We start from the raw sequence: 18130 nt of genomic DNA on the forward strand, positions 1-18130 counted from the left end.
CTAAGATTGAATTTGGCTCTGTTGTTTGTCAGCATGATTAAGCACATATTGAATGGAGTTGGTATAACATGCGCCGCGCCGATAGATTATTTCAGTTAGTTCAGATCCTACGCCATCGCCGCTTAACCACGGCCAAAGAGCTGGCCGAAAGGCTAGAGGTATCAACTCGAACCGTTTACCGTGATGTACAAGACCTCTGCTTAAATGGCATTCCAATCGAGGGGGAAGCTGGCGTAGGTTATCTTCTGCGGCAAGAGGTGAATGTGCCGCCATTAATGTTTAATGAAGCTGAGCTTGAGGCGATTCAGGTCGGCATGCGTATGGTGCAAGCCTGGGGTGGAAAAGAGCTGGCCAGCGCCGCTAAACAAGCAATGATAAAAGTCGAAGCGGTATTGCCTGCACGGCTGCAAGAGTACCAATCTTTGATGTTCGCACCTGACTTTTACATCGATACCGATGAGCTTCAGTTTCTCGATCAGCTACGAAAAGCATCTCGATTAAGAGAGTATCTATTGATGGATTACCGCGATGCCAAAGAGGACATAAGTCAAAGGGAGGTACGCCCGCTGGCCATCTATTTCTGGAAAGGCACTTGGACTCTGCTGGCATGGTGTGAGCTGCGAAATGACTTTCGTAATTTCCGAGTCGACCGAATTATAAATCTGGCAGGGTTAGCGCAACACTTTGCCGTATCACCAGGTCAAGAGATGCAAGATTACATCGCATTGATGGAAGCCAAGCATTGTTAATCAATAACACGGTAACAACCAGAGTAAAAACGACGTTTTATTAATTAAAGAATACTAATTGATTAATGCCTAGCACTCCAAGTATTGCCACCTCCTACTTACCTATTCATTAAAGCTAAGTAGGAGGTGTAAACATATGCCAATCACAATAACGAGGCTTAATTCGTTATCTGTTGTTATTCAATGGTGAACTTGTTCACCACATCAATAAGTTTATCATTAGCGGTTGTTAGTTTATGAGTTTCACTCTCGGTCGATTTACCATTGTCGTCGAGTACTACGACGATATCGCGAATCGCGTTCATATTACGGCTCACCTCTTCAGATACCGCACTTTGTTCCTCGGCAGCGGTGGCAATTTGCGTATTTAAGTCGTTAACTTCTGCAATGGATAACACTACTTTTTCAAGGTTATCACTCACATCAATTGTGGCTTGACTCGCTTGTTCACAAGTTATTTTAGTTTGCTTCATTGCATCAACCGCATTATGAACACCTTGTTGCAGCTTATCGAGAGTTTGTTCTATTTCGGTAGTACTGACTTGAGTACGAGCAGCTAAAGCGCGTACCTCATCTGCTACAACCGCAAAACCTCGGCCTTGATCACCTGCTCTAGCCGCTTCAATTGCTGCGTTAAGCGCTAGTAAATTTGTCTGCTCAGCAATACCGCCTATCACCTGTAACACTTTAGTGATGCTAATAGCATCTTGTGCTACATGACCAATATTAACTTCGGTATCTTCTACATCTTGAATCAGGCGTTCGACCGTAAGTCTGGTCTCAGAGACTATGCTATTAGTGTTACTCACCTGCTCACTCGTAACAAGCGCCGCATTAGATGCCTGAGAGGTATTCGTGGCCACATCCATTGCGGTTGCACTCATCTCTTCGACTGCGGTGACAACTTGTTCCGTTTCCAAAACATGTTGCTTTAGCACCCCCGCATTGTCCTCAGTTTGTTGATGTAGCTTGGCAATACTGTCGCCAATATCTTTAGAGCCAAACGACACCTCTTTCACTAGACCTTGAAGGTTAGCCACAAACCGATTAATACCGCTGGCAATCTCCCCCAAATCATCATTACTCGTTACAGGCAGGCGGCGAGTGAGATCAGCTTGTCCCTGAGAAAGATCTAAAACCATCTGCTTGAGGCTTAGAATAGGTCGATACAACCAATTTAATACCGCAAACACTAATCCTATGCTCAGCAGCAACATAATTACCGACATCCAGAGTGAACTTTGCAGCGCATCATTCAATCCAGCATAAGCAATATTTTCATCCACGCTGATAAAGAGATACCATTGTTTGGCTCCCAGCAACGGAATGGCTTCGCTAAACAATAACTGCTTAGTGCCACTATATTGATATTCACCGCTAAAGGAGTCGTTAGACACGATCCCCTGCATAAGTTTACCTAGGCCTGACTCTCTTAGCGTGTTTCCAACTTCAAAGCGATTAGTAGAAGACGCCAGTACTTTACCTTTATCGTCGATAATCACCGCGACAGCTCCTGGGAAGTCCACCTCTTTAACCGTTTCAGCTAAAATTTCCAAACCTATATCAGCCGATAACACCCCATCACCGATATCTTTTACTATCGAAATAACAGGTTGCTCAGTCACCATATCGGTATAAATGTCAGTCAGCACTGCGCCATTGTTAGCTTTAGCAAGTTGGTACCAACCACGCGGGCGCGGGTCATATTGGAGAGGATCTGCCACACCATTTTGCCAAATGGCATTATCAGCCACACTGGCGTATGAGCTGCCATCATCAAAACCCCAAAACACCGAATACAAGCTACTCGCACGTTTCCCCAAACGCGCCATACCAACGTACTGCTGCTGAAACTGCCCATTATGATATTCGGCAGCCATTGCCGCTATCGCCGTAGCTTTGCTGTTAAACCATTTCGAAATCGAACTGGCTTCATAACTAGTAATTTCCTGAGATCTGGTTTGAACAGAGAGAATAGTATCTTGTTTCAGCTCGTGATATGAAATCCAATTAGCCACTAATAAACAACTAGAAACCAATAGCATAATGGCAATGGTAAGGGTATTTTTAAATCCAATAGCTTTCATGGCTACCTTATTTCCTTGTCTAAAGACTTTGCAGTAAAAACTTTCACTTTCACTTTCACTTTCATAGTGAAAGCACAATAACAAGTGAAATCATACACTTGGAATCAATTCCAAACCGTGAAGCGATCAACAGCACGCAGCAGTGCCCACGTAACGATGAGCACACATAAAAGTAACTTAACCTGTTGTAAGCTCAATATTAAAGGACTGCGAAGCAAACAGTACCCCATCAGCCAGTTCGCAAAGGCATCAGCCGAATCAAACTAGGTTATAAAATGTAATTAATGCATTAAAAATAAGTGTGGCTGCAGTGTTTGAATCGAATAATTTAAAGTGATTTGGATATATAGATAGGCCAAAAGAATGGTGTTTATAGAACAGATGTAGAGTGTTTTTAAGACTAACCTTATGAGATAAATATTTAAGGCTATGTTGGTAGAACATGTTTTAGAATCATAATTAACTCCACTAACGAGACTCATACATTAACGCGGTTACTCTCAGTATATAGGGAATACACACCTAATTATTGTAGAATATAAGTGCCCGACTTTTTGTATTCTCTTGACAAAAAACGCAGTAAATATTTAGCAACCGGAAGTGTCCTTGTAAACTCAACGAGCGCCATTTTAGCCTCAATGAGTATCTATCTTTACTTACTTTCCAGTCGCTATCGGTTTGAGTTTAAAACTCACTTAGAGCAAGAACCACAACACACACCATTGTCACCATGTTTTGCATTTTCAGCTTTTACGGCAGCATTAGTCGCGTCAACTTTTGCCGCTTTTTCGACTGTCTTGGTAGGTGTTAGTACAGAAGCCTGACTCTCTGATTTATTCAACCCAAATATTTTTTTGAATGATACTGACATATAAACTCCATAACTCATTAAAGGTGTATTTTTAAAGCATGTTATAATTCCCGAGTAATTTAGTCAACTATTAATCGCTCTCTTTGGCGCGATTTATAATGATGGTTTGTCGTCGCTAACCAAGCGCCAAACTGAATTGCTATAAGGACTCGTTTAGGTGTTCATCGCTGATAAGCAAAGCCATAGCGTCAATCGCAGCCAAATAGTCCATCATCAACAAGGGATTTTCTTTCATTGTTAAAGTGAGTGACACTATCTTCTAGCTATCGATGGGATAGGCATTAAAAAACCCCAGTACTCTTGACGAGTAACTGAGGTTTATTAGTGGGTAACACACTCGAATGCAGACCGTTCTACACTTAATGATTAACTAACGAATCTTAGTCTCTCGACCAAAATACTCTTTAGATTCATACTTCTTAATCACTGAGTTTAATGATTCAGGATTATTATCCATGACCAGCTTATGCGAAATCGCACTTAATGAAATCAAGATGTCTTTGCATTCCATCCTTGCTTGCATAACAGTGTAGGAAGCAGTGCTTAACACTTGAGAGATCAACTCATGATTTTTTCGGTACAGTGACAAGATGAAGTTGATGATTACCGAAGCACACAAATCCTGATCTTCAATTTGACTCGGTCTAACCACTTTTTCTAAAAAGTCTTGTTCTTTGCCTTCAGGAACAAATCTTTGCACCCAGTCAAAATAATCCTCGTCAAAAACGATAGATTTGATAGGTCTCATGAGGGTGTCATTTGAAGATGTTTGCTTGATTAACGCGTGACGTTGTTCATCACTTAGATCTTTAAGCTCATCACCATATTCTGCATTAATCAAGTTAACGACATTTTCTAACTCTTTTAACAGTCGTACATTGCCAGAAGAAACCCGATTATATGCCTCACCGACCTCATCGATGTTTTTCTGGAAGACACCAATATACTTATCACCTTCATCAATAGCATCAAGCAAGGGGATCAGGCTATAACGCCTAACTTGAATTGACTCATAAAAACGACCAATCTCTTCACGTATATTGCCTAATCTATCAATCGCATTTGTAAGAAAGTCACTGTCAGTTTTAATGGCTGAATTTAAACGAGAGTAATCAAACTCGCCATCAACTTTTTTAACACGGTTATCAATCATATTTTCGAACTTTTGAGATTCGTCTATCAATATTGAAAATTGATCTTCCATCTCAATCAGCACATGCTGAACCTTCTGTAGGCTTGTCGATCTAACTTGTTGATTGATGCCTCTCACTTTTTCTGCTTCTGTTTGCTTTTTTTGACGAACAGCCCAAGTAATGGCTGCACCGACAATCGTCAAACTTGTTGCCATGTCGAAGCCGAGTTGAACATTAGTAAACCATGGACTCATCATTTTCCCAAAATTTTGAATTTCTCTATGTTGTAAAAGTTATAACCTGTTTACTAACTAAAGTCATCGAAGCTGAAACAAAATTCCAACAAAGTCTATAAAAAAGCTAATCAAAACCGTCAACTACCCCTCATTCCGCACAAGAAACACGCAAGAATATAGCCTGAGATAAATAATCACTGTCTGTTTATTTATCATAAAACTAGAAATATTAAGAGACGAACGCAACGTCCTAATTAACTAAAGAGTGAGTGAACTGGAGAAGTTTGCCCCGGTACAAAAACTTGCGTTATGAAGCAGACAAAAAGCACGGCTGTCTTTGCGAAAGCCAACGCTGCGGCCCTTTAATGAAAAAAGTGTAAACAAAGGGGATTGGCACCTTTGTTTACACTTTGTCTGTGGAGCAGTGCCTTGGTTTTATTATTGATTATGATCTAACTTCTAACAGCTTAAAACCTGCTTAAAGGTAGATACCATAGGGCTTGTAGTGCATATTATGCTAAAATCCCCCTATCAGCTTTATGAATGTGCAACACAACTCATTTGTTTGACTGAGCGTAGTGAAACGCTACTGTGATTAACTAATGAGGATACAAGATATGAGTAAATTAAATGCTGAAGAGCGTAAAGTCCGAGATAACGACCGTTTTTCACAACGAGTCGATGAGCGCAGAGTAAAGGGCGAAGACGTCGTTGCTTACGTACTTGCCAATAATAAAGCCTTTAAGTTTCTGACTAAAGAAGAGAAATTCAGCTTTAAGGAAAGACAAGCAACGCTTCAACAAGAAGCCATTGTCAAAGCTAAACTTAGAGAACAGCAAGAGTTAGAAAGGATTCAAGCGGAATTTACTGAAAAGTAAAACACGATAAACAGCCATAGTGAGTTAATTATTATGGCTGGATCATGTTCAAAAAAATTATCGGCTCAAGGGCCTATGCAGATATGTGACGCCTGCTAAAGAGCTCATATCCCTTGGTTGCTTATACTTGCCGAGCATCGATAATATTTTATCAAATTCAATATGTAGCTTGCTTAATTCATCTCTTTTAGAGGTACAAGTACCAGCCTGATAACTCCTTATAATGTCCCGCGCTACAGTGTGCATAACGTTATAGGTCTGTTCCAGTTCATTAATCCATGAGCCATCGAATAATTTATCTTCTCTTAATCGTCTAACCCATTTATCAAAATGACAATCCATATTACCGATATCTGTTTGACCCTTTGAATCCTCTTGCATCAAATTTTCTATGTTTTTAAGCCAGTGTTTGAGTATCAATTCCAGTTGTTTTACTCTCCTGACTTGCAGCGTCATTTCCTCTTGACTGCTTTCTATCCAAGCTTGGTTGGGTTTGTACTCTTTAATCCAGTCAGCAAGTTTACTTGCCTGCATAGGTTTTGATATCGCATAACCTTGTGCATAGTGACAGCCCATCAAAAGTAACATCAGCCCATGCTCTGTCGTTTCGACACCTTCTGCAATAACGTGTCGGTTAAATGACTTAGTGAGCCCAATCACACCGTCAATGATAGAGAAATCATTTTGATCTATTAATACATCTCGAACAAAACTTTGGTCAATCTTGATTGTGTCAGCAGGAAGCTGACAAAGATGGGACAGTGATGAGTAACCAGTGCCAAAATCATCCAGCGCAATTCTTACGCCTAAATCATTACGACAAGCGCGAATAATATGACTGATCCGCTCAACATTTCCTAAGGTGCTACTTTCTAAAACTTCCAACTTGAAGTTACGAGAGTCGATATTATGATGACGATTAAGCGCTTCATTAAGACTGTCAAAAAAGCCTTTATTTAAGAACTGCATCGAAGAAACATTCACACTCATTTCTAGATTAATGCCTTGGTTATTTAATCGCTCAAGCTGAACCATGGCTTGATCAATTACCCAGTCACCAACTTGGATCTCTATTTCAGTCCCTTCAATAAGGGGTAAAAACGCCATTGGAGGGATAAGTCCTTTGTCTGGATGTTGCCAACGAATTAACGCTTCAACTCCAATTATTTTACCTGAGGCCATATCCACTTTCGGTTGGTAATATAGACACAGTTCATTGTTGATTAAAGCCTGCTGTATTTCTTGTGATTTTACATGCCGCAGGGTTACTTCTTGAGCTTGCTCTAAATCAAAGAACTGGTAATTTTTTTTCCCTTCTTGTTTCGCTTGATACATCGCTTGGTCAGCTTGACGTAGCAGGGTATCTAGCTCCACACCATCTAATGGCGATAAGCTGACCCCAATGGAGGCACTGATGTTGATGTAGCGTTCGTCAATAAAATAGCTCGCACTGACCGAGTGAATAATTCTATCGAGTATCTCATAACATTGAGATGTGGATTTTATATCGCCTAGGAGCATAGAGAATTCATCACCACCGAGACGCGAAACAGTGTCTTCGGTTCTTAATGCTAATTCAAGGCGATGGGCGACTTCAATCAGTAGTTTGTCACCTATATCATGGCCAAAAAGGTCATTAACCGGCTTGAAGTCATCTAGATCTAGGAAGCAAACGGCAAGTAATGTGCCTGAACGTTTTGAGTGAGCAATGGCTTGATTAAAACGATCGAGTAGTAGTGTTCGGTTAGGGAGTCCTGTCAGGGCATCGTAATGAGCCATTCGGCGCATACTCTCTTGCTGGCGTTTACTGTGTGTTATATCAGTGAACATACCTAGATAGTTAACGATGCGGTCATCAGCATCTTTCAGTGAGGAAGTGGTGAGCAATTCCACGTAAACCTCTCCACTCTTCCTACGATTCCAAACTTCTCCCTGCCAATAGCCCTGCTCGGTGATTTTTTGCCACATTTTGGTATAAAATTCAGGCTGATGTCTACCCGAACTTAACATATTAGGATTTTGACCTATGACCTCTTCACGACTGTAGCCAGTAATGTTTGAAAAAGCAGGGTTAACGTCGACAATCATTTTATCAGCGTCGGTGATGATTATGCCTTCATGAGTGTCACTAAAAACCCGAGATGACAGTTTCAGTTTTTCCTCTAATCTCTTATGTTCAGAAATATCAACAATACTCACTGGAACATTACGGAAATTATTTGTCGACGATGGTGTTTGAAATGAAATAAGTGCTTTAATTTCTTTGCCATCTAATGTCTGAAAATTAGCCTCAGATAGAAAAGTTTCTTGTTTTGTCCAGATGGCACACATTTCATCAATAAAGACATCAATCGCATTTGTACCAAAAGTTTGGTCAATTTTGCTAATAAATTCTGCTTGGTTTTTTGCACCAAAGAGTTTTAAGGTTGCATTATTAACAGAATTTACTTTAACCATCGCCACAAAATCCCAAGCTAAATCTATATTCGCATACAAATATGTTCTTAGGTCAACGATCCCTTTCTGTCTCAAATCTTCTAGTGCTATGACAACCGTAGAAAAGTCTTCACTCCAAATAGAAACTTCAGCGTTGTTGAAAATAGCTTCAAAGCGTTCTTCACTTTCATTGCGAGAATATTCTGCTTTTCTGACCAGAAAGATGACAAAAAACACGGTGATAATACTGGATAATATTGTAAAAATGAGCAAAGAATATAAAGATGTCCTGCTCAAATCATAAGAGCGTTGACTACTTCCCTTGAACTCAAGTGCCTTATTACGCGCAAAGTCGATTAGGAAAGTCATGTTTCGGTTCAGCTTTTTAACATGCAGCGCTTCTTTCCCAGTGGTAATATTTGCAGCGAGTTGATGTTGGTTATTACGTTTCAAAGCAAGCACTTCGTCACGTATAGATTTCCATTCAACAAAGGATTTATAGGCGACATTAATCTGTTCTTTATCCCCAAGAAAACGTTGTTTGATTAATTCGAAATGTCGATACACTTCTTGTTCATGTTGATCGACTTGCGAGATGGCTGCGTCTAATTCATCTTTGTTTCTAGCTAACACCGCATCCTTCATATAACGGTGCATAGCAAGGATATCGCCATTGGCTTCTAATACCGCGATACTGACAGAAAAGGGATGCTGGTACATTTTATGATTGAGTTCAGCAAGCTCTTTGTTTTCATCTACCGCCATGAAAACGAATAGCATCATCAACAGAACCATGATTGCAAATCCTACAAGAATGACCCGTGTAGAGTATTTACTTTGTGATAGTCCAACGTTACCCATGCACATCCTGTTGTTGATTTGATTAGATTAGTTTGTTTTTATCAACGGCTAATATATGTATTCTAGGATAAATTATTAGGATGTGAGTTTTGTTTGATGTAATGCAGAGGATTTATAGGGGAGCAAAAAGTAACTGACGAAATATTCTGGCCTATTCGGCCTATATATCTAGAACCCGAAGGTGCATTGGGAGGGATTTAATAAACGCTTGCTGTGACCCGACAGTGACAGACTCAGAGGAGCTACTCGCAAGATGAACTGTAGTGATTAAGTTCGATAAGCCCTTCAATTATGATGCCGTGATAACGGGCTTTAATTAATTGATAATCCATCGTTGGCGCAAAGTAGTAAGTCACCTCTTCGGCACCAGACTGCTTAACCGGGATTAAGGTTAACTCGCCCCAAGGTGCGATGTTTACGGTTTGCGGGTCCTCAACATAAAGTTGATAAGGCTCTATTGCATCTGAAGCTTGTCTGATTAAAGCAAATTGTGTGCGGCCTTGGAGCAAGTACTGACGAATTTGAATCGCTAAAGTGTCCACGTCCCGCAAAGGGATATGAGCAGAGGTATAGTTGGTTATATCACCATCAATATCGACCCGAGATTGACGGCCGTTATGGCTAAAAGAAACCTGCATGTCTCTCGCCCTAAACCCGGTCACTTTTTGATGAAACTTGTCGGTTATCCACTCATTAGTTTTATTGGACCAAGACAACTCAGCCCGCTGCTGATATTGAGTGCCAATACCTAAAATACTGGCTTCACTTTTTGAGGTTACCACCGCAGTGTTACCCAACCAAGTCTCGGTTCGGGCCATTGTTCCAGTATGGATACCACTGAGGTAAATATCGTAATCTGAACTACGGTTACACTGTTCTTTTACAGGGACTTGTTGATCCATCTTTGACTGACTAGCGAACACGTTATTAACGAGGGCAAGCGTTAACGCTAGCCCCAAACAACACGTGTTCATCGTCAATGAAACTACTCTAGTCAAAATCAAAAGACTTCGTTCACATTGAGGTAGAAGTTAGTTTCGTTCTCGCCGACACCAATATCAAGACGCAAATTGATATTGTCTTTGATTTTAAAGCGGAAGCCTGTGCCATAAGAGGTCATTAGCTCCTCGTTAAGATCACTTACCTTTGATGCTACGCTACCCACACCGCCCCAAAAAACCATGCCATAACGCTGGAAAATCGGTAAACGATATTCAACTTGGCCCATCATCATCTGCTTGTCGCGGTAGCGCCCTTTGATATAACCACGCATTGCACTTGAACCGCCTAAATCTGGCAACATGTTCCAAGGCACATCGCCCTCGGTGAACTGCCCTTGCACTTGCCATGCAATCAGCCCTGGCGCAGAGCTAAGTAGCGATGTTGAACTCAAATCAATGTAGTTTGCTAACTCAAGGTTATAGGTTGAAAACGTCGAATATTCACTGTTCTGGTAAAGACCTGCATCGATTTGGAACAACCAACCCTTAGTCGCATTTAAGCGGTAATCTCGTGAATCATAGATACTGGTAACGACGATACCCGAGCTAAAATTACTCGGTAAAAGAGTGTCTGCATCTACTGGTACGCCAGTTTCGACTAACTCTAATTTGTCAGCACTGGCATAAGTGAAGTCAGCCCCAACGCCTAGAAAATAATTATCGGCGACTTCTGTCATCCAGCGAGGTTTGAAACTGTATAACTGCTCTTCAAATTCATGATGATTCGCGTCGACATTGCCGTCATCAATACCTTGGCCATAATAAACTGACGCTTCATTATGTAGCTCTAGCCCGAGTAATAAACGCTGTTTGCCACCATTGAAAAAAGTCATGTTTTCAACTTCAACGCCGTAAGAGTTGTTCATTGAAACAAATGAATTTAATACTAACGACGACGGTTGCTCTTCATTCGATGCACCGTCAGTTTTATACAAACCGACCATCAACAGACCAACACCAAACTTCTTCTCGGGTGTGTAATACGCGGTTGGTAGATAGCTCATATCAATGGGTTTGCTGTCATCGAACTCACCGTCGGCACCAAAAACGGACAAAATGTTATCGACCCAGGTCGGTTCCATGTTCTCAGGAGTTTCAAACAGAGGTTCAACAGCGACAGCCACATTGGAAAAGGCAAATAAGGTTAGCAGTAAAATCCGTTTCATAAGTACTCGAATCAATAATGAAGAATTATGGGCATAAGGCGGACGCAATGCTGTTTGCAAAAGAGGTTAGGTAAGGCCAGCTTGCACTTTCCCCCCTTACTTTTGCTACTTTTACTTTGGTTTCATTCGAACCGCATAACGACCTTTCAGGCAGTCAATCGACTTGCCGAGCGCATTCTACCACTACCGCTATTTTCAACCATTACTTTTTTAGCTTAGGGGTTATTCCAATACAGATATGTGAGTTGTTGCTTGGGGAAAAATGGCATGCTCTGCGATGACATAGAGCAAAGTTGACTCTGGGCTCTCTTCCTCTAAAAAGAGAGCCCTATTATCTCAATAGCTTCGACAAAACAGAACTACTCTGGAACCGTACGAAACTCTAAAATATCACCAGGCTGGCACTTCAGATAATTACAGATGCTCGCCAATGTTTCAAACCTAACCCCTTTGACCTTGCCTCTTTTTAGTAGAGAGAGATTCGCTTCGGTGATGCCAATCGCTTTAGCGAGCTCTTTAGAACTCACCTTTCGTACCGCCATCATTACATCTAAATTAACTATAATTTCCATGGCTTAAATAAACTCTTTGTTTTCAGCTTCGATTTCTCTAGCGGCTTTAAGCAAATAGACAATAATCAACATCAGTAAGATTGTCGTAATATTGCCAAAATCTAACGGTAACTCGATGTGAGTTTTGTCGAAGAAAGATTTATGGTAATAACCCGTCAGCAGATGTTGAACGATTTCAAGTGCAAAATCAGCCAGCTTTATCCATATCAACCACAAATAACAGCGCATGGCATTGTGTCCAAAAAAATGACCTTGATGATAAAAACCTAGCAATTTTTGCAGCCAATACACCCCAACTAAAAACATGATAAATAGCGGCGCCTGAATCGCTAATAACACCTGTCTACTCGCCCGCTCATCCCACCATAACTCGGTAAACAGCATACTAGTTGAAAAGCGAATATCTCCTTGAATAAAATAGCCATAGCCAAGGTAAATCAATATAGACACGGCACCAAAAATAACTGCGATTCTAAAAAAACCACTGATCTGCATCAGCTTCTGCATATTGGAATTCATAACCTTTTGTAGACCTCAACTTAAATGACCTGCCAATTATATAAGACAACAACATTTGATTGCAAAATAATATTTAATTATCGTTTTACAATAATTATTTTATGTAATAGGCTAATTAACATTCAGGATAATGAAAGATTAGCATTGCTGTCAGCCATAGCGTTGTCGTAAAGGATAAAAATATGATCACCAATAAAGTCTTACCCAGTCTTTTAGCTACTGCACTCGCTTGCAGCTTATTTGTCACTGGGTGCTCCCAAACACCTAAAGTGTCGTCTGTAGAAACAGTGCAACAGCAAAGTCCACTCATTCCGCTTGAATCCTTCTTTAGTGAGCAGAACATCACTCACCTCAACACCTCTAACGATGGTCAATGGATGGCGTTTCTAAAGGAATATCAAGGAGTCAAAAATATTTACTTGCTACCAGCAGGCGCCAAACTTGAAGAGGCCGTTGCAATTACTGATTCCAAAGAACCAATCAATGAGTTTAGGTGGTCAACTTCAGGAAATAGCATATTCTTTTTAAGTGATAATGGCGGTAACGAAAATACCCAAATCTACATGCTAACACTCGATTTAACTCACGATACCCCCAAAGCAACCACAACCGCGCTGACTCACAATAATGAAGTCACATATCAGATTATTGAGCAGCCCAAAGAAACCCCCAACAACTTAGTGCTGCTATCAAACCAGGATAATCCTCAACAACTTGATGTTTACCGTTTAGATGTAACAAACGGTTCAATAAGTAATGTTTTTTCAAACACGTATGGTTTCAATAATATACAGACCAACAAACAGGGGATCCCTGTTTTAGGTGTCAGCAGCAATCCAGATAACACCACTAGTCTGTATGCCAAGGTCGATACCCAATGGAAAGTGTTAATAACGACTGAGTTTGGTGAAGATATTGATTTACTGCAGTTTGATGAAGATAGCAACGTCGCCTATATTCGCGCCAATATACAGGGACGAGATAAACAAGAGTTGCTCAGTTTAGACATAGCCACTGGGAAATTGACGACGCTGCATACCGATCCAGAAAATGAATCTGACGTCGAAGACGTCTTGTTTGACGACAGTGGCAAACCGATTGCGGTTAGCTACTACGGCGGCCGCCTGCGCACCTATCCATTAAGCCAATCATTTGCTCAACATTGGGAAAATATTAACGCATATTTTGCACAGGATGTAGAAATAACCATAGCAGAACGCAATGAGGAGTCTGGTTTATGGCAGCTGCATGTCGCCAGTGATATCGATATGGGTAATGACTATCGCTACAATGCAAATACTGGAAAAATCAGTCTATTGCTCAAGCAGCAACCAGCGATCGATCCCGCGCTATTAGCAAAACGTCAGTCCATTTTCTACGTAGCAAGAGATGGTGTAAAAATACAAGCCTATTTGACACTGCCAAAAGAGCAAAACCAAAACCTGCCAACGATTATCTTGCCCCATGGTGGTCCTTGGGCGCGAGATTACTGGACCTTGAGTTCTGGTTACTTTAATCCGATTGCACAACTGTTAGCTAACCGAGGTTATGCGGTACTACAGCCGAATTTCCGTGCATCAACAGGATTTGGTAAACGTTTTCTCAATCTTGGTAATAAAAATTGGGGCACTGGCAGCATGCAAGATGATCTTACTGACGGTGCTAACTATCTCATCGACCAAGGGATTGCTGACAAACAACGTTTAGGGATCATGGGCGCTTCATACGGTGGCTATGCTGCGCTAGCAGGTGCCACATTCACACCCGATCTCTATAAAGCTGTTATCTCTTACGTTGGTCCCTCAAGCTTAATCACATTAATGGAGTCATTCCCGCCACATTTCCGTCCCTATCTTGGGCAATTTTATAGTGCGGTAGGCGACCCAGAAATCGAGATGGATCGTAAAGATATGCAGTCTCGTTCACCCATAAATTTTGTCAATAACATTACGGCGCCATTGATGCTGGTTCAGGGAGCGAATGATCCTCGAGTCACTCAAGTTGAGTCCGATAATATTGCTAAAGCAATGAACAAAAGAGGCTTGCCTGTTGAGTACATCTTGGCAAAAGATGAAGGCCATGGTTTTCAAAAAAGAGATAATAAGCTTGCTTATATTGTCGCAATGGAACAATTTTTTGCCGAGCATTTAGGTGGGCGCCAAGACAATACGGTCCCTGCCAACCTCTCTAACCACTTAGCCACACTTAAAGTGGATGTGCCAAGCCTTTAATTGAAAGCAGTGCTATAAACACAGTTAGAGACCTTAAATTGACCGAAGAGTAATCACTCTTCGGTTTTTTATTAAACATAGCCACTTAACTTTCCAAGCACTATTTAATACTTCAATAACTATTATTTAGCTAAGAGATTAATCTATTGTGGATACATTGGTTATTGTTGAGAGAAAAGCGGCAAGCTGTGCAATACCGTGGGATAAAGCTTACTCAGCACCCTTTTTCATTACGCGGGTTTAGCCAGCAGATGGTAACGTTTGGCTATCGTGATAAAGATGAGCCTGAGTAAATCTTACTCAGGCTTCCATTATCAGCCCTGTAGCCACAGTATGAGATCATTAGCATTTTTCACAGCAAACTGCCTTTTAACTAGCTTTCCAGCAGGATCAAAAAGGAATAGTTCAGCTGAACCCGCTCGATATTTTGCGATAAATTGATCGCCCTCAGGCGTGCCAATACTGGCGAGAAGAAACAACGCATTATCGCCCAGATGCATACGAGCCTCGTTCATTTGTGTTGTCTGGCTATGACTCAGTGTCAGGTTAGGATCATAGACAAACACCAATGCAGGTAAGCCTGTACCTATTTGTTCGTGGGTGGTTTTAAAACCTTTTGGCATTACCATCAACAACAACCAAACCACTACCACGATTGATGCAATGACCCCAAGAAAAACCAAAGGCTTACGCCGAGTCGAGTGTGAATTTTGTGTATCCATGCTAACTATTCTCTCTTTTAACTGTTGAAATACATGACAAAGCAATCAATTGTAATAAACAAAACTGAAACGTGTATTAAAAACGCTAGCGAATAAACTTTCATTGCCCGCAAACAAGTAAGCAGGATGAGCCATGTCATCCTGCTTCCCCCTCTTTCATTCGAAGTTACAGATTTATTTTCATCAGCATTAAGCAAAAACTATAGGTTAACCCGCTGCAAGTATTGAGTAGCCAAACTCTTTACGCTGCAATTCGCCCATTAATTAGTACTAAAGCCTTTACCCAAAAAGCCGATAAACAATTATCTTATACCAATTGCATTAAGTACCTGTTCATTCAGTTGGAATTCAAAGCGCTGAAGGCAAGCCGGAAACATGAAGCTAATAGTGATTCTATCTCGAGTGTTTTCGACGCAGCATACAGCGCTTTGAAACCCACCCGACGTGAAGCACTCACGCATTCCACTTCCGCATTGCATTGGCTCACAAGGGAATAACCATTCTCTCGTCAATGCGCTTTGAAACGAAAAGCGTGAGCGCTTCTGAATTGACTAAATACTTAATGCAACTGGTATTATTATGCAAGGAATAGCAATGAACGTTTCCGGCTTAGGTATAGGATCAGCATCTTCGGTCACTCAAAACATGAAACAAGCAGAGATCAAGGTAAGATCTGATATCGCTCCACAAGCAACATCGACCTCCCCAGTTGCTGGATCAGATACAGTGTCTATTTCAGATGCAGCGCAAAAAAAGCTGTCGACTGAACTTGGCATGGCGATGAACAAAAACTCTGCCACCACAAAAGCGCAAGAACAAAAAAGTGAAGAACTAGATACGCGTACCGATATAGAGAAAAAAATCGATAAACTTAAAGAAGAGATAAAAGAGTTACAACAGGAGCGACAAGCACTTGCGGGTGATAAATCAGCGGGCGCTGATGAGAAACGCAAAGAGATCGATAATAGAATGATGATGCTCAGTGCACAGATAACCACCCTGCTGAAAGCACAGAAAGAGGAAGCCGAAGCGGCCTCTAAGTAACCTATAGAAATTGTCTGCCTAGCTCATTTTGCACCAAAATAAGCTAGGCTCACGATAAACGTACACTGAGTACATATAGAGATTAAAGTTGAGGCCAGTGCTACAGGCTTGCTCTGCAACACTGGTTAAAGCGTATTAACTTTCTCTTAAAGCGTTGAACTGTTCCAGTAATGAACGTTGTTCTTCAGTGAGATCCTGCGGAATTTCCACCTTAATTTGCACAAACAAATCACCGGTTTCTCCTTTTCGATCCGTAACACCTTTACCCTTTATCTTGAACTTTCGACCATGTTGAGTCCCAGCGGGCACTTTAAGCTTAAAGCGCTTATCCAATACGTTGACTTCAATATCGCCACCCAGTGCCACCGTCACCATATCGACAGCCTTGGTGTAAATAAGATCGTTCTCTTCACGTTCAAGAAAAGCATGAGCGCGGGTGGCGATCGTTAGAAATAGATCACCAGCAGCCCCACCATGTACTCCTGCACTCCCCTTGCCAGTGAAGCGTATTTTCTCACCGTCTTTAATACCCGCAGGGATCTTAACCTTTATTTTTTTATTTTCGCCATTAACCGGTAGTTCAACGACTTTTTCAGCACCTTGCACTGCATCAACAAAGTCTACAGTGAACACAAACTCTTTATCTTGCCCTTTTTGAGTTCGGCTTCGCCCTCTTGATTGAGAAAACATACTTTCAAAATCATTTGCATCAAAGCTGTGACCACCAAAGCCACGTTCTCGCTGACTAAACCCGGCACCAAACATATCGTTAAACCCGCCTTGGCTATAACGTTGTCCATCCTGGCCATTGTTTACATACGCATCATGACCAAAATCATCATATTTCTGGCGCTTGTCAGCATCAGTCAGTACTTCATAGGCTTCTTTAGCATTTTTAAAATTTGTTTCTGACACAGAATCATCAGGATTTTTATCGGGATGGTACTTCATCGCTAGCTTTTTATAGGCTTTTTTTATCTCTTGATTTGAGGAGGCCTTTGAAACACCTAGCACGCTGTAATAATCTTGTTTAGACACGCTAAACCCTCACTAATGTGTATCTCAAAAAAAGGGCCATGAGTTCTCTCTTATCGCCCTAAATATTAACAAGCTTATGTGTTCAAGTGACTATTGAGTCCAATCTTGTCTTGTTTAACCATTGTAATGCTATTTCATTATTTAAACTCGCCATCTACACATTCTCACGAAAATATTTATCCCCAGCCACTGTAATCGATGGCTTAAAAGACCAAGTCATTTGTCAGCAAGCAAAGTTTTATCACCAATATTGCCCCAACATTAAAATGGACGGCAACAATGATGGCACCCTCAGTGAAAGACAGTGGTGTAATTAGCATTTAAAGGAGCGGAATCAAACCCCGTTTGTTCATAAGCTAAAAGAAGACATAAAAGAGTGACTAGAGCAACGACAAGCGCTTGCGAATGACCATTCAGAAGCAGCCGAATCCGCCTATTAATAGCCTATTGATATTGTATGTCTAGCTTATCGCACACTTGGATAATCTAAGCTACGTCATCCAACGTTAAGTTCCATTCCATTATCTATGGGATAGAGATAAAGCCCTCAACCCCTAACGGTTCCCATCAGACAAATACTTAGAAC

Annotated in this window: 14 protein-coding genes; 4 read left to right on the plus strand and 10 right to left on the minus strand. The window is 41.1% G+C overall.

Features of this window, described 5'->3' with window-relative positions:
* Positions 1-68: 68 nt before the first annotated feature.
* Entirely contained in the window at positions 69-749 is a 681-nt protein-coding gene (locus tag CXF83_RS20540; protein WP_101093497.1) for a helix-turn-helix transcriptional regulator, read from the plus strand.
* A 176-nt stretch (positions 750-925) separates the two neighbouring features.
* Here the strand turns inward: CXF83_RS20540 and CXF83_RS20545 are convergent, their stop codons facing one another.
* The 3 genes from CXF83_RS20545 to CXF83_RS20555 all read right to left on the minus strand — a co-directional run bounded on the left by CXF83_RS20545 (position 926) and on the right by CXF83_RS20555 (position 5094).
* Positions 926-2836: a methyl-accepting chemotaxis protein gene (locus CXF83_RS20545; RefSeq protein ID WP_101093496.1), complete on the minus strand. Its 1911-nt coding sequence runs from the start codon at positions 2834-2836 to the stop codon at positions 926-928.
* Positions 2837-3527: 691 nt separating this feature from the next.
* Positions 3528-3707, minus strand: a complete 180-nt coding sequence (locus CXF83_RS20550; RefSeq protein ID WP_101093495.1) for a CCGSCS motif protein — start codon at positions 3705-3707, stop codon at positions 3528-3530.
* 370 nt (positions 3708-4077) lie between these two features.
* Positions 4078-5094: a hypothetical protein gene (locus CXF83_RS20555; protein WP_101093494.1), complete on the minus strand. Its 1017-nt coding sequence runs from the start codon at positions 5092-5094 to the stop codon at positions 4078-4080.
* 599 nt (positions 5095-5693) lie between these two features.
* Here CXF83_RS20555 and CXF83_RS20560 point away from each other — a divergent pair.
* Positions 5694-5954 (plus strand): DNA polymerase III subunit epsilon, encoded by a 261-nt coding sequence (locus CXF83_RS20560; RefSeq protein WP_101093493.1) that lies wholly within the window; start codon positions 5694-5696, stop codon positions 5952-5954.
* A gap of 57 nt (positions 5955-6011) precedes the next feature.
* Here the strand turns inward: CXF83_RS20560 and CXF83_RS20565 are convergent, their stop codons facing one another.
* The 5 genes from CXF83_RS20565 to CXF83_RS20585 all read right to left on the minus strand — a co-directional run bounded on the left by CXF83_RS20565 (position 6012) and on the right by CXF83_RS20585 (position 12497).
* Positions 6012-9251, minus strand: a complete 3240-nt coding sequence (locus CXF83_RS20565; RefSeq protein WP_198553561.1) for an EAL domain-containing protein — start codon at positions 9249-9251, stop codon at positions 6012-6014.
* Positions 9252-9493: 242 nt separating this feature from the next.
* Entirely contained in the window at positions 9494-10153 is a 660-nt protein-coding gene (locus CXF83_RS20570) for a hypothetical protein (RefSeq protein WP_101093547.1), read from the minus strand.
* 98 nt (positions 10154-10251) lie between these two features.
* Positions 10252-11418, minus strand: a complete 1167-nt coding sequence (locus tag CXF83_RS20575; RefSeq protein ID WP_101093491.1) for a BamA/TamA family outer membrane protein — start codon at positions 11416-11418, stop codon at positions 10252-10254.
* A 359-nt stretch (positions 11419-11777) separates the two neighbouring features.
* Positions 11778-11990 (minus strand): helix-turn-helix domain-containing protein, encoded by a 213-nt coding sequence (locus tag CXF83_RS20580; protein WP_101093490.1) that lies wholly within the window; start codon positions 11988-11990, stop codon positions 11778-11780.
* Positions 11991-11993: 3 nt separating this feature from the next.
* The gene (locus CXF83_RS20585) at positions 11994-12497 is read right to left on the minus strand and encodes a DUF2975 domain-containing protein (RefSeq protein ID WP_232775167.1); all 504 of its coding nucleotides are present in this window, start codon (positions 12495-12497) and stop codon (positions 11994-11996) included.
* Between the two features lie 194 nt (positions 12498-12691).
* Between CXF83_RS20585 and CXF83_RS20590 the strand changes: the two genes are divergently transcribed.
* On the plus strand, positions 12692-14740 hold the full coding sequence (locus CXF83_RS20590) for a S9 family peptidase (RefSeq protein WP_101093488.1): 2049 nt from the start codon (positions 12692-12694) through the stop codon (positions 14738-14740).
* A 314-nt stretch (positions 14741-15054) separates the two neighbouring features.
* Here CXF83_RS20590 and CXF83_RS20595 read toward each other — a convergent pair whose 3' ends face one another.
* The gene (locus tag CXF83_RS20595) at positions 15055-15462 is read right to left on the minus strand and encodes a hypothetical protein (protein ID WP_101093487.1); all 408 of its coding nucleotides are present in this window, start codon (positions 15460-15462) and stop codon (positions 15055-15057) included.
* Positions 15463-16056: 594 nt separating this feature from the next.
* On the opposite strand from CXF83_RS20595, the gene CXF83_RS20600 reads away from it, so the two are divergent.
* Positions 16057-16506: a hypothetical protein gene (locus CXF83_RS20600; protein ID WP_101093486.1), complete on the plus strand. Its 450-nt coding sequence runs from the start codon at positions 16057-16059 to the stop codon at positions 16504-16506.
* 135 nt (positions 16507-16641) lie between these two features.
* Here the strand turns inward: CXF83_RS20600 and CXF83_RS20605 are convergent, their stop codons facing one another.
* Entirely contained in the window at positions 16642-17544 is a 903-nt protein-coding gene (locus CXF83_RS20605; protein WP_101093485.1) for a DnaJ C-terminal domain-containing protein, read from the minus strand.
* Between the last annotated feature and the right edge of the window lie 586 nt (positions 17545-18130).

The organism is Shewanella sp. Choline-02u-19, assembly GCF_002836205.1.
Taxonomy (GTDB): Bacteria; Pseudomonadota; Gammaproteobacteria; order Enterobacterales; family Shewanellaceae; genus Shewanella.

Excerpts from the sequence above, each read along its gene's own strand:
- CXF83_RS20540 (WP_101093497.1), top strand. The coding sequence starts at position 69 with ATGCGCCGCGCCGATAGATTATTTCAGTTAGTTCAGATCCTACGCCAT.
- CXF83_RS20545 (WP_101093496.1), bottom strand. The coding sequence starts at position 2,836 with ATGAAAGCTATTGGATTTAAAAATACCCTTACCATTGCCATTATGCTA.
- CXF83_RS20550 (WP_101093495.1), bottom strand. The coding sequence starts at position 3,707 with ATGTCAGTATCATTCAAAAAAATATTTGGGTTGAATAAATCAGAGAGT.
- CXF83_RS20555 (WP_101093494.1), bottom strand. The coding sequence starts at position 5,094 with ATGAGTCCATGGTTTACTAATGTTCAACTCGGCTTCGACATGGCAACA.
- CXF83_RS20560 (WP_101093493.1), top strand. The coding sequence starts at position 5,694 with ATGAGTAAATTAAATGCTGAAGAGCGTAAAGTCCGAGATAACGACCGT.
- CXF83_RS20565 (WP_198553561.1), bottom strand. The coding sequence starts at position 9,251 with ATGGGTAACGTTGGACTATCACAAAGTAAATACTCTACACGGGTCATT.
- CXF83_RS20570 (WP_101093547.1), bottom strand. The coding sequence starts at position 10,153 with ATGGATCAACAAGTCCCTGTAAAAGAACAGTGTAACCGTAGTTCAGAT.
- CXF83_RS20575 (WP_101093491.1), bottom strand. The coding sequence starts at position 11,418 with ATGAAACGGATTTTACTGCTAACCTTATTTGCCTTTTCCAATGTGGCT.
- CXF83_RS20580 (WP_101093490.1), bottom strand. The coding sequence starts at position 11,990 with ATGGAAATTATAGTTAATTTAGATGTAATGATGGCGGTACGAAAGGTG.
- CXF83_RS20585 (WP_232775167.1), bottom strand. The coding sequence starts at position 12,497 with ATGCAGAAGCTGATGCAGATCAGTGGTTTTTTTAGAATCGCAGTTATT.
- CXF83_RS20590 (WP_101093488.1), top strand. The coding sequence starts at position 12,692 with ATGATCACCAATAAAGTCTTACCCAGTCTTTTAGCTACTGCACTCGCT.
- CXF83_RS20595 (WP_101093487.1), bottom strand. The coding sequence starts at position 15,462 with ATGGATACACAAAATTCACACTCGACTCGGCGTAAGCCTTTGGTTTTT.
- CXF83_RS20600 (WP_101093486.1), top strand. The coding sequence starts at position 16,057 with ATGAACGTTTCCGGCTTAGGTATAGGATCAGCATCTTCGGTCACTCAA.